The organism is Paenibacillus glufosinatiresistens, assembly GCF_031470375.1.
Taxonomy (GTDB): Bacteria; Bacillota; Bacilli; order Paenibacillales; family Paenibacillaceae; genus Paenibacillus_AQ; species Paenibacillus_AQ glufosinatiresistens.
The window spans coordinates 208,305-220,259 of record NZ_JAVFHT010000004.1 but is presented as its reverse complement, the minus strand read 5'-3'; the positions used below and the strand labels follow the sequence as shown (position 1 = coordinate 220,259).

Below are 11,955 nucleotides of genomic sequence, written 5' to 3'. Positions count from 1 at the left end.
TAAACTGAAAGGAGATTAACTGAATGGTGAGAACGATTTATATCGTGCGGCATTGCCAAGCCGAAGGGCAAGCGCGCGAAGCGAAGCTTACGGAATCCGGCCGCAGGCAGGCGGAGCGCCTTGCCCATTTCTTCCTGGATAAGAACATCGATTATATCGTTTCCAGTCCTTTTGAAAGGGCTTACCAGACGATTGCTCCCTTGGCGGAACGCACAGGCATCGAAGTAGTTCTGGATGAGAGACTGGCCGAGAGGGTTCTGTCGGATGTGAACCAGCCGGATTGGCGGGAGCAGCTGCGCAAGACCTTTGAAGACCTGGATCTGTGTTACGCGGGGGGCGAGTCCAGCAGCACCGCCATGGACCGGGGGATTCGTGCAGTAACGGAGGCGCTGAACCGCGAATACCGGAACATCGTGTTCGTGTCACACGGCAATTTGATTTCTCTTCTGCTTAAGTATTTTGAGCCCCGGATCGGATTTAAGGAATGGGAAGCCTTATCGAACCCGGATGTATTTCGGTTAACCTTCGCGGGAGAGCCTGCGCCAACCCTTCACCGGGTGTGGGAGGAATAAGCTGCCCTGTCCGTAACCGCTTGTTCCAGTTCCCGGGTAACCCTTGCATTCTCGCGGATCATAGGGTCTTCCTGCGCTTGGGCGGAGGAGGGTTTCAGGGAGAAGGTCGTAATCTGATAGATGATCCCGTCTCCGCCCAGCGTATTTACATATATTCGCGGAAGCTCATCGCCTAGCCCGGGCAGCCTCTCCGAAGTGAAGCCGTCGATCCGGTTCATGCTCAGGAAGGTCTGCCCCTTCTGGCGGGGGCTGTAATACAATCCTACTTTCGTGGCCAGGCTAGCATCCCTGCTCTTGATATAGAACTCTTTCTTCATGGGAGCGGCCGCATTGTCCGACACAGCATCGAACCGGGTAGAGGCCCACCTCTTGTCGGGGTCCTCCGGATAGGCAATGACCGCCGGCTGCTCGTCGATAAGGAGTGCTGATCCGTATTTATCCCGAAAAACATCCACGATGGACCCGGCCGCAGCGGTATAACGCTCATAAGACATCCCGGGTTCATGACCCGGCTTCAGACTGGAATACGTTACGCCTGCGACTGCGGTCAGCGCAGCGGCGCATACTACGAAGAATAGGGCCTTTTTCTTCAAATTGCCAGAAACTCCCTTCTGCAGGATAATTGAACATATTCTTTTATTTCCTATAAAGAACCGGCCATTCACTCTTCGCACATCTCCGCCAGCTTCATCACCGTGTTCCAGTTGCGCGCCGTCGCCGACAAGCCGAGCAGCTTGTCCAGGGACAGCTTGAACAGCGGCGAATCGCTCATCTTCGTGCCAAACAGCACATACATTTCCCGGCCGTTAACATGAATACGGTCCTCTGCTTCGCCGTACGGCTTCAGGCGGGCCAGCGCCGCTTCGTCCAATTCCCGGGCCAGCAGGAACAGGTGCAGACGCTTCCCGTCCTCCGGAGCGGCGAGCGGAAAGGGGTTTCGCTCTATAATCCTCCTCCACTCCGCTGCGCTGCGGACCATCACGTCCGCGCTGTAACCGAACGTCTCGCGGATGATCTGCTCCAGCGTCCGGGCCGTCTCGCCGTCCGGCGCCTCCCGGCCGTCAAATACCACGTTGCCGCTCTGGATATAGGTTCTCACATTGGTGAACCCGCGGGCGGTCAGCTCCTGACGGAGCGTCTCCATCTTCAGCGTTTTGCCGCCGACATTGATGCCACGAATAAGCGCGATCTTCTTCCCCGCCTTCTCGTCCGTCATCGTCTCTCCTCCCTCTCTCCATCCGCAGGATGCTCTCCTCTGCCTTCCTCTTCATATGCCATCCGGCCGGCTTCGGCTTCCAGCTTCACGGCTGTAAAATATTCACCATATAAACCATTAACCACCATAAGAATAGCCAGACACTCCCCGGTTCCGCCCGCCTCCAGCGAGTGATTGGCATCGTCCATCCGGTACAGCGCCACATGCGGGTGCCCGCTAAGATCCTCCGCCAGACGCGGAGGGAACATAGGGTCGGCACTGCCATAGATGACCATTCCTCCGGTCTCGGTGATGAACGGCACCGTCTCGGGCAGAGGAGTCAAGTAAAGGCAGTCGACCGGCCGGTTCTCGCGAATTGCGAGCTGACCCGCCACAACGGTTCCGATGCTTTTGCCGATATACACAAGCCGGGCGGCTTCCGGGAACAGACCGATCGCCTCGCCGCACTCCCGGGCCAGCACATCCAGCTCTTCCTTCTTCAATTCCTTGCGGGCGCTGCGGTATCCGTATTCCAGCTCCAGCACATTGAAGCCCTGCCCCAGCGCCGAACGAACGGCGTAGTAGAGCAGCGGCTGCTCGGCCGGATAATTCTTGCCCGGAAAAATTACCGCGAGCGTGTCCGAGCCCTGATCGTAATATTTATGCCGGGCGTCCCGCCCCCAGTGCGAGGGCAGGCTGATCCATTTGATGTCCATCCGCTGGACCTCCTTTATCTAAGGCAGTCTGGCATGGCTTGAAAAAAAGCCCCGTCCGGGGCAAGATGATAGGAAAGCCCGGCCGGACTCCGGCCGCTATCATCATGAACAAGGAGGCCTCCATTTCCATGAAGCCTTTTACCGAACGGGCCATCGCCGTCATCTCTTCCATTCCGGAAGGAAAGGTCATGACCTACGGCGGAGTTGCCGCCGCAGCCGGCAGTCCGCGGGCTGCCCGTCAGGTGGTTCGCATCCTGCATGCGATGAGCCGCAAATACCGGCTGCCCTGGCACCGGGTCGTCAATGCCCAGGGCCGCATCGCGCTCCAGGACGCCGAGGACGCCGACCGGCAGAGACTGTATCTGCTCTCGGAGGGCATTGAATTCGACGAGCGGGACCTTATCCCGCTCGACCGTTACCGGTTCGTTCCAGGCGAGGCGGACGAGCTCCGCGCGCCGGAAGCGTCCGGCGGGGGAGCGTCCGCCGAAGGAGCGCCCGGGCCGGCCGACGGCTGACGGAGAGGGGCCGAAGCCGACAGCGAGAACGACGAGCCCCGGGCGTTCAACAGGCTGAACAGCGTCGTGTATACGATCAGCAGCACGAAAGCCATGAAGGCCGTGAAGAACAGCGACTGCCGGTTCACGCTGTCCACCATCAGCCGGTAGAGCTGGTGGCGGTCGGTCAGCACATCCCAGCTGTTCAGCCGGTATACCCGCCCGAGCAGCACCCCGTACCCGCCCAGCAGGCAGGCAGCCAGTACGAAGATCCAGGAACGGACCCGGCCGCTGCGCTTGCAGATAACGGACTGGAACTGGTACAGCGAGAAGAAGCCGGTCAGCCATGCGCTCCAGGTGAACAGCAGCAGCATCGCCAGGTCGTACCAGTAGCGGCTCTGGACCGCTCCTTCCACGATATAGCGGCGGCTGCGGACGGTGAGATGCAGCAGGTCTGTCATAATATACGGCGCGTTCGGAAAAAACAGCAGCCAGGCCGCGCCCAGCGGGATCAGCAGAATCGTTCCCCGCTGCGACCGGTCCAGCGCATAGGCCGCCGTGGAGAACAGAAACGGCACCCAAGCGAGGAACAGATTCCACAGCATGAACCGGTAATAGGTATCCGTCCGGTCGGCCACCACCAGGTAGACGCCTATGGATACGGCCGAGAGAGCGGCCAGAAGGACAAGCAGCTTGACGGGATTCAGCGATTTCACCGGACAGGTCTTCTCCTTTCCGATCTGTAAGTCTTTGTTATGATTGTACCTGCCCGGGAAGGGGCTGTGCAACTTGCGGCCGCTCCCTGCGCCCGGCCGTCCTACATCTCATTGGACTGGATGCCCGCGCTCCAGTCCCAGGCCGCCGTGCGGCCGCGGCTGTAGCCGGTCAGCCCCTGGCGGAGCCGACCCTCGCTGCCCGAGAGGACGCCGCACTCGCGGAAGGCGGCGTGCCGGCAGCCGGAGCATTGGCCGCGGTCGATGCCGCTCTGCGCCGACAGAATCGCTTCCTCGGTATGCGCGCAGAAATTCGCCGCTCCGATCCGGTCATAGAGTCCCGACTTCTTCAGCAGCTCCAGCGGCTGCGGCTGGATGCCGGAGATCAGAAGCCGTCCTCCGGCCGACCGGACGCGGCCGGCCCATTCGGCCAGATGGCTCTCGCCCGTCAGATCAATCAGCGGCACTCTGCCCATTCGGAGAATTATCGCCTTCGGTCCGTCCGGGACCAAGGGCGGCAGCGCATCCCCGAAGCGGTTCGCCGTCCCGAAGAACAGAGGGCCTTCAACGTTGTAAATTCCGATCTGCGGACAATCCTGCCCCGCCGATACCTTTTGCGGAAGCACCTTGACCGATTCGGGATCGGGCAGCGCCTTCGCCACGCCGTGCGCTTCTCCCATCCGCTTCACGAACAGCAGGACCGCCAGGGCAAGACCGGCCTCCACCGCTGTCGGCAGGTCGGTAAAGACGGTCAGCAGGAACGTCACTGCAAGCACCAGGGAGTCGCCGGTCCGCGTCTTGAGCAGCCGCACGCAGTCCTTCCGTTCGCTCATGTTCCAGGCGACCATCATCAGAATCGGCGCCATCGCCGCGAGCGGAATCCGCGAGGCATACGGCGCCATCGCCAGCAGAATCAGCAGCACTGCGGCGCCGTGCACGACGCCCGATACGGGCGAGGCCGCGCCGCTGCGGATATTCGTGGCCGTCCGGGCAATCGCGCCCGTGGCCGGAATGCCGCCGAACAGCGGGGCGCAGATGTTGGCGATGCCCTGCCCGATCAGCTCCCGGTTGCTGTCATGCCGGGAGCCGGTCATTCCGTCGGCGACGACGGCCGACAGCAGCGATTCGATCGCGCCCAACAGGGCGATCAAGAGGGCGGGCCGGATCAGCAATACGATCCGGTCCCAGGTGACGGCCGGAACGTGGAAGGCCGGCAGTGTGCTCGGAATGTCGCCGTAGGCCGTTCCGATGGTGGCCACCTGGCCGGGGAAGCAGAGAGAAGCGGCCAGCGTGGCGGCGACCAGCCCGAGCAGCGAGCCCGGCAGCTTCGGCGCGAAGCGGGCGGCGGCCAGCAGAACGGCCAGACAAATGCAAGCCGTGGCGACGCTGTAGCCGTTCACGGTTCCCAGACGAATGGCGACCTCATGCATGTTGCCGAGGAAGGCCTCATGCCTCCGGACGCCGCGCAGTCCGAGGAAGCTCGCGATCTGGCCCGTGAAGATAATGACGGCGATACCGGCCGTGAAGCCGACCGTAACCGGCTTCGGAATGAACCGGATCAGACCGCCGAGCCGCAGGAGTCCCATCAGCACCAGAATGACGCCGGCCATCAGGCCCGCAATCAGCAGATTCTCATAGCCGTAGCGGGCGCCGATTGCGAACAAAATCGGAATGAAGGCCCCTGTCGGCCCTCCGATCTGGAACTTCGATCCGCCCAGCAGCGAGATCAGCGTACCCGCCACAATTGTCGTGTAAATCCCGTATTCCGGCTTCACCCCCGAAGCAATCGCGAACGCCATGCCAAGCGGTATGGCAATGACGCCAACCAGAATTCCGGCAATCAGATCCTTGCGCAGGCTCGCCAGATTGTAGCCCTCGAACCGGCTTTCTCTTTTCATTTCCTAACCTTCTTTTCTTTAAATATCTGATAATTTGAATATAAAGCCAAGACTACTCCTGCCCCGCCGCGCTGTCAATGCGTTCTGCTTCACCCCGGTGCTGTCTGCCGTTCTGCCTCGCAAGCGGGCGGTCTTCCGGCTGTCGCTGAGGCTGTCGCTGTCCCTGTCGCTCACGACCGCCGCCTGCTGCCACGGCCGCCGTCACTATCGCTGTCACTGCCGCCGTCGCCACCGAAGCCGCGCAGCGAAGAACGGGCTTAGTCCCCGCTGCGCATATTCTCCAGCATGGTGATGGCGCTGACCAGATGATTGTCAAAAATCCGCTTCGCCACTCCGAGCAGCTCCTTGATGAGCGGATCGCGAAGCGAGTAGATGACCGTCGTTCCTTCCTTGACGCTGTTCACTACATTCTTGGCCCGCAGCACCGCAAGCTGCTGCGAGACGGCGGAGCCCTCCGATCCCAGAATAGCCTGGAGCTCGTTCACATTCTTCTCGCCTTCGCTGAGCAGCTCCAGAATGCGGATGCGCATCGGGTGGGCCAGCGCCTTGAAGAATTCACTCTTGAACTGCTGCACTTCATAATTCATTGCTCCGACCCCTCTGCTTCCGTTGTACTCACAGCTTAGCATACCCTTGACGCTTCGGCGATTCAAGACTTCCGGGACGGGCGTCCCGGCAGGCAGGCTTCCTATACCTTCGGATAGAGCTGAAGCCGGTCTGCCCGAAGCGTGATGAATCCGCCGATGCCCATCGGCTCGCCGAGGCATTCAAAGGTCAGCTCCAGGTCGCCGAGCCGGAGCCAGGCGGTTCCGTCCTCCTCCAGCTCTTCCAGCACACCGGTCACCGCCGTCGTTCCATCCCCTTCAATGGAGATGGAAGGAGACGTCGCCCCCGGTGCCGGAACCGCATTTACCCAGCGGATGAACAGGCCCGGCACCTCCATCTCCACATCGAACCGCTCACCGGGGAGCGGCAGCGGCGGGCCCATCCACTGTCCTCTTCCTTCTCCCCAAGCCGCCGAGAAGGTCAGCAGCCCGCCCGGACCCGCCGGGGACACAATCGTAATCTCCACTGCAAGTTCCTCCAATCGTTCTTTCCCCCATTTGTACCGCCCGGGCGGGACGTTGTCAAGGATGGAGCAGGACATCGCCGCCTATGGCGTGGAGGGCTCCCGCGCCCGATGACGGCGCAAGGCCCGGGTTCCGCGTACCCGGGCCTTGCGCCGCTTCGGAGGATCAGGCGGCAGCAGCCGCCTGATGTGCCGGAACTATTCGGTTTTGATCGCTTCCAGCGCGCTCAGCCGCATCGCCCGCCGGGCGGGATAGAAGCCGGATACGAGACCGACTACGGTCGCGAACAGCACGGCCGACCCCATCAGCCAGAGCGGAACGACCGAAATCTGGCCGGCGGCGGCAGCCGACGGATCGCCCATGCCCATGCCGCCTCCGCCTCCGAGCGAGCCCAGCGAGCCCGCGCCGAACTTATTCAGCACATAGGAGGCGGTCAGGCTGAACCCGACGCCCAGCAGACCGCCGAGGAAGCCGAGAAAGCCGGCTTCCAGCAGGAACAGCCTGCGGATATCGCCCAGCTCGCAGCCGAGCACCTTCATAATCCCGATCTCCCGGGTCCGCTCGTAGATGGACATGACCATCGTATTGGTAATGCCGATGGCGGCGACGAGCAGCGAGATGGCGCCAATGCCGCCGAGGATCATTTGCAGCGTCTTCGACGTCTCCTGCATTCCCTTGAGCACATCGGTGAGCGCGCTCGTCCCGAAGCCCATTTTCTTGATGGCGTCGCGGACACGCTCCACATCCTTGAGGTTCGCTACCTGCACAATCGCTGTCTGGTAGCCCTGCTGCTGCGAGAAGCCGGCCAGCGAGCTGTTCTCGGTCTTCGCATTCTCGCGGATCAGCTTCTGGAGATGCTCCAGATTGATGTAGACCGACCAGTCCTTCTCATTCTGCGTCTGGGCCAGCACACCGGCGGCTTTGATCTTGTACAGCCCGGCCGACTTGGCACCGCCGTTTCCGCCGTTTCCGCCGCTTCCGCCGCCGTTTCCGCCGTTGCCGTCGCCATTGCCGCTGTCCGCAGCGCTCATGTCTCCGCCGGTATTCGCCTGCTTCTCGCCGTACATCATGTCGAAGGTCATCTCCAGCTTGGCCGTCATCGGATCAATCTGGGGAGGCTGGGTGTAGACGACAGCCTTCGGGTTGTAGAAATTCATCGACGTCTGGGAACCGAAGACCAGATCCATCGCGTCGCCTTCGTTCAGCAGCCGGCCCTCTGCCAGCGGGAAGTCCAGCTTCGCCATAGCCTCCGGACGAATGCCCACCAGCGAGACGTAGCTGATCAGCTTGCCGGAGATCAGCTTGGCGGAGGTCTGAACGAGCGGCGTCGCCACCGTCACGCCCTTCAGCTCGGACATGGCGCGGATGGAGCGGTCGTCGAGCTTGGCCGTCCCCGCTCCTCCCGCCCCGCCGACCGGAGCGACGCTTCCATCCAGATAGACATTGATCAGGGTCAGGCTGCCCATCTGGCTGACCTGCCGCTTGAAGCTCTCATTCATGCCGATGCCAAGCGACAGCATGACGACGATCGCCGCCGTGCCGATGACGACGCCGAGAATCGTCAGGAACGAGCGCACCTTGCTCCGCCAGAAATTAATCAGCGCCAGCCGGACGGAATCAGAAATCGTCATCCAGTTCCATTTCCTTTCGTCTCCGGCGTCTTCTCCGCAGCACCAGGGCCGTTACGGCCCCGGCCAGAACCGCCAGAGCGGCCAGCCCGTACGGCAGATATTTGCGCAGGGCGCTCTTCCCTCCCGCCTCCAGCGGCTGCTCCGGCTGCGCGCCGGACATATCCGGGGCCGGAGGCGCCTCCATCACCGTTACCTTGAACGGCTTGCGGATCTCGCTGCGCGTTCCGGCGGCATCTTCGAAGGCGAACACCACTTCGCCCTTCAGTTCGCCCGGCGCGTTCGCGGTGATCGTCGGCTGGAAGGTGTCGCTGCGGCCCGAGGCGAAGTTGCCGACATAATAGCTGCCGTTGGCGCTCTGGAAGCCTTCGCCCTCAACGGTCACCATCAGATTGTAGAGCACCGCTTTGCCCATGTTATAGAACTCCATAGAGAGCGGAACCGGCTGGCCCGGATAAGCCTCTCCGCCAACGGCCACTTCCCCCGCATTCAGCCGGTTCTCCTGCACGACCGGCAGGCTCACGGTCTCCTTGGACGTATACGGATTGCCCTTGGCGTCTTCGTAGTCGAGGTTCAGCGTCAGCGAATAGACCTTCGGTTCGGCGTCCGGCTTGGCCCGGACTTTCAAGGCCCGCTGCACCGTCCCCCGGGAGGGCAGCGATTCAATGAACAGCGTGTTGCTGCCGTCAATGGTGAACGTGCCGTCGTCCGAGGTGACCGTCAGCTTGATGTTGCTGACGCCCATCAGGCTGCTGGTGTTAAGCAGCGCCAGCTCCACCGCCGCTTCCTTCCCGGCCGCCACCTGAGCGGGCTGAACCGCATAGCGGCTGACAATAATGCGCGGAACCGTCTTGAGCGCTTCAGGAGAAGCGGTCACGGCTCCCTTGCCCTGCACATAGACGCCGACATACTGCTGAAGCGTGTTCTTCACCGTCTGGCCGGCTTGGACGACATCGTATTCCACCGCAATCGACACCGGATAATTGCGGGTCGCCGCGTCGGGAGCGACGGCCAGCTTGAAGCTGAGCGCCTTCGACGCGCCCGGAGCAAGCGAAGGCACAATGACGTTGCTCAGCGTCACCGGAATCAGTTCCTTGTCGGATGTCACGGAGACCTTCACGTTCTGCGCCTTCACGCCCCCGCTGTTGACAAGCCGGAAGCCGACGTTGAACCTGTCGCCCGGCAGCATCACGGATTCCGGGGAGATCAGCTTGTCGATCACGACCGCAGCCGGCGCGGCCCCTTCCGTCTGCCGGACCGGAATGAAGATCGGGCTCTCGTCGCTGACGGCCGCTCCGCTCTCATCCTTGTAATCCAGCCGCACGCCGAGCGGCTGGCTGCCGCCGGCAAGCCCTGCGGCTGCCGTCAGGCTGAAGACCGCTTCCTGCGTCCCGCCTCCGGCGATGGAAGCGATGCGGCGCGAGCCGGTATCGCCGCTCAGGGCGAAGCCGTCGGCCTTGAGGCCGGTCAAGGTAACCCGGACATTGCCGGAAGGAACCGTGCCGTCGTTGGCGATGCGTACCGCCAGCTTCACCTTCTGGCCGGGTACGGCCTCAGCCGGCGTCTGGCTGACGGAGACGAGCGAGATCCGGGCCGGCACGCTGCTGTTGGTGACCTTGATATAGAGCCCTTCACTGGAGGTGAACGGGTCGCCCGCCGCATTGGTGAAGGCATAATTCAGCTTCAGCGCATAGACGCCGGCGGCCGCGTCACTGCGCAGCTTCAGATTGAAGGCGGCCGCGCGCGTCTCGCCGGGATTGATCTGGTCGATTGTCTGGGAGAGATTGACCACTCCCGCCTCAAAAGGAATCTTCGCCGCATCGCCCGGCTCCAGCGTGACCGTCACCGACCGGGCCGCATTGCTGGACCCGTTCTTGATCGGCAGCGCCAGCGTGAGCATGCCGCCCGCTTCCCCGGAGGGGACGTCTCCGCCTCCGGCCACCGCCAGCTTGGGCACGAACTTTGTCGTGTCCACCGGGGTCGGCGTCGGCGTCGCCGCCGGCTTGACCGGAACCGCCTGCGTAATCGTCAGGCTCTGGGTCTCGGGGCTGCCCCCGTCAGGCAGGAAGCTGACGGTAAGCTTTTGCCCGCTGCCGCTGTAGACTACCGGAAGATCCACTGTGAAAGACGCTCCCGAGTAATCGACGCCCGCTTTATTCAAATCCAGCACATTGCCCTCCTTGCCGTAGAACGAGCTGGAATCGTCGATTTGCAGAGACAGCTCCTTCGGCGCGCCGCCCTTCTGATTCACGCTCAGCCGGAGCGTCACTTCATCCGCCGGATTGATCTGGGCGGTGTTTCCCTTGTAAATTTTGTACCCGGTAAGGTCATATACCGGCCCCGGACTTGCCGTCTCGGCTTGTGCCGTCTGCCGCCCCGCCGGGAACAGCGCCGCCAGCATCACCAGAATAAGTGCCGCAGCCGTCAGCTTGAATTTCATAATTCTCTAACCCCCGAATGCTTCGTTTTGGACAATAATCTCCCGGATGCCGCCGTCGATGATGCGGACGACGCGGTCTGCGTACCGGGCAATCTCGTTGTCGTGCGTGACCATGACAATCGTCTGCCGGTTTCGGCGAGCCAGCGATTTCATCAGCTCCAGCACCTCCAGCGTTGTCTTGGAATCCAGATTGCCGGTCGGCTCATCGGCAAAAATAATTTCCGGCTTCGCCGCGAATGCCCGCGCGATTCCGACCCGTTGCTGCTGCCCGCCGCTCATCTGCGACGGCTTGTGCTTCTCGTGCGAGGCGAGGCCGACGGCCGCCAGCAGCTTCCGCGCCCGCTTCTCCCGGGCCGAACGCGAGATCCCCTTGAAGGTCAGCGGCAGCGCCACATTCTCCAGCGCGCTGAGCGCCGGAAGCAGGTTGTACGACTGAAAAATAAATCCCAGATGCTCCTGCCGGAACCGGGCGAGCCGCTTCTCCGACATGCCGCTGACGGCCTGTCCGCGGATCCGGACCGTACCCCGCGTCGGCTTCTCCAGCCCCGCCATGAGATTCAGCAGAGTGGACTTGCCGGACCCCGAGGTGCCGAGCAGACAGCAGAACTCGCCCCGGCCGATGGTCAGATTGATGCCGCCCAGGGCGACCACGCGCTCCCCGCCGATCCGATAGACCTTGCGCAGATCGGTAATTTCGATAATCGGCCTGTTCCCGTTCTCGTTCACCTTCACCGATCCCTTCCACAGAATTTACTCTTTTTGTTCTTTTTTGCTTATATGTATGCACTCTTCCTTATTGTACAGAGAAAGATGAAGAGGAGGGTCTCAATTTGTTAGCAGATACGTTTCATTTTCTTAACCGAATGTCAAAAAAGCCCCGCACGGAGAACTCCGCGGGGGCTTGCCATGAACAGCTTACATCTGCGCCTGCTCGGCCTGGTAGACCTTCACATCCAGCGGGGCCGTCAGATACGAGGACGCCTGGCCGGCAAAAGCCTGGAAATGCGGGCTGGCGTTATGAGCCTGAACGGCGGCTCCGTCCTTCCATACTTCCACCATCACGAAGTCTCCCGGACGTTCCGCATTCTCATAGAGATCGTAGGAAAGGTTGCCTTCTTCCGCGCGGGTCGCCGTCAGCAGGGTGCGTACCGCCTCCAGAAATTCAGCCTGGGCTTCCGGCTTAACCGTCATGCGTGCATGAATAATGAACATGGGCTGTTATCCTCCTT

At 61.9% G+C, this 11,955-nt stretch carries 13 protein-coding genes; 2 read left to right on the top strand and 11 right to left on the bottom strand.

What is annotated here, in order from left to right; translation table 11 throughout:
• Positions 1-26 precede the first annotated feature (26 nt).
• Positions 27-572 carry a histidine phosphatase family protein gene (locus RBI05_RS07505; RefSeq protein ID WP_310550681.1) on the top strand — a complete coding sequence of 182 codons (546 nt, stop codon included), beginning with the start codon at positions 27-29 and terminating at the stop codon, positions 570-572.
• Here the strand turns inward: RBI05_RS07505 and RBI05_RS07500 are convergent.
• The 3 genes from RBI05_RS07500 to RBI05_RS07490 all read right to left on the bottom strand — a co-directional run bounded on the left by RBI05_RS07500 (position 551) and on the right by RBI05_RS07490 (position 2,483).
• Positions 551-1,165 carry a hypothetical protein gene (locus RBI05_RS07500; protein WP_310550624.1) on the bottom strand — a complete coding sequence of 205 codons (615 nt, stop codon included), beginning with the start codon at positions 1,163-1,165 and terminating at the stop codon, positions 551-553. The genes RBI05_RS07505 and RBI05_RS07500 overlap by 22 nt on opposite strands.
• A gap of 68 nt (positions 1,166-1,233) precedes the next feature.
• A complete protein-coding gene (locus RBI05_RS07495) occupies positions 1,234-1,788 on the bottom strand; it encodes a DUF1697 domain-containing protein (RefSeq protein WP_310550623.1) in 555 nt (184 codons plus the stop codon).
• Positions 1,785-2,483 carry a hypothetical protein gene (locus RBI05_RS07490; protein ID WP_310550622.1) on the bottom strand — a complete coding sequence of 233 codons (699 nt, stop codon included), beginning with the start codon at positions 2,481-2,483 and terminating at the stop codon, positions 1,785-1,787. Before RBI05_RS07490 ends, RBI05_RS07495 begins: the two co-directional genes overlap by 4 nt.
• Positions 2,484-2,611: 128 nt before the next feature.
• Between RBI05_RS07490 and RBI05_RS07485 the strand changes: the two genes are divergently transcribed.
• Positions 2,612-2,998 carry an MGMT family protein gene (locus tag RBI05_RS07485; RefSeq protein ID WP_310550621.1) on the top strand — a complete coding sequence of 129 codons (387 nt, stop codon included), beginning with the start codon at positions 2,612-2,614 and terminating at the stop codon, positions 2,996-2,998.
• Here RBI05_RS07485 and RBI05_RS07480 read toward each other — a convergent pair.
• The 8 genes from RBI05_RS07480 to RBI05_RS07445 form a co-directional block, all read right to left on the bottom strand.
• Entirely contained in the window at positions 2,899-3,693 is a 795-nt protein-coding gene (locus RBI05_RS07480; RefSeq protein ID WP_310550620.1) for a DUF1361 domain-containing protein, read from the bottom strand. The two genes, RBI05_RS07485 and RBI05_RS07480, sit on opposite strands and share 100 nt — an antisense overlap.
• A gap of 101 nt (positions 3,694-3,794) precedes the next feature.
• Entirely contained in the window at positions 3,795-5,588 is a 1,794-nt protein-coding gene (locus tag RBI05_RS07475) for a SulP family inorganic anion transporter (RefSeq protein WP_310550619.1), read from the bottom strand.
• Between the two features lie 257 nt (positions 5,589-5,845).
• The gene (locus RBI05_RS07470; RefSeq protein ID WP_150459665.1) at positions 5,846-6,175 is read right to left on the bottom strand and encodes an ArsR/SmtB family transcription factor; all 330 of its coding nucleotides are present in this window, start codon (positions 6,173-6,175) and stop codon (positions 5,846-5,848) included.
• Positions 6,176-6,276: 101 nt separating this feature from the next.
• Positions 6,277-6,660: a hypothetical protein gene (locus RBI05_RS07465; RefSeq protein ID WP_310550618.1), complete on the bottom strand. Its 384-nt coding sequence runs from the start codon at positions 6,658-6,660 to the stop codon at positions 6,277-6,279.
• A gap of 195 nt (positions 6,661-6,855) precedes the next feature.
• Entirely contained in the window at positions 6,856-8,289 is a 1,434-nt protein-coding gene (locus RBI05_RS07460; protein ID WP_310550617.1) for an ABC transporter permease, read from the bottom strand.
• Positions 8,276-10,726 (bottom strand): COG1361 S-layer family protein, encoded by a 2,451-nt coding sequence (locus tag RBI05_RS07455; RefSeq protein WP_310550616.1) that lies wholly within the window; start codon positions 10,724-10,726, stop codon positions 8,276-8,278. The genes RBI05_RS07460 and RBI05_RS07455 overlap by 14 nt, the downstream gene beginning before the upstream one ends.
• A gap of 6 nt (positions 10,727-10,732) precedes the next feature.
• Positions 10,733-11,452, bottom strand: coding sequence for an ABC transporter ATP-binding protein (locus RBI05_RS07450; RefSeq protein ID WP_310550615.1), 720 nt, complete (start codon positions 11,450-11,452; stop codon positions 10,733-10,735).
• Positions 11,453-11,641: 189 nt separating this feature from the next.
• Positions 11,642-11,938, bottom strand: coding sequence for a putative quinol monooxygenase (locus RBI05_RS07445; RefSeq protein ID WP_310550614.1), 297 nt, complete (start codon positions 11,936-11,938; stop codon positions 11,642-11,644).
• Between the last annotated feature and the right edge of the window lie 17 nt (positions 11,939-11,955).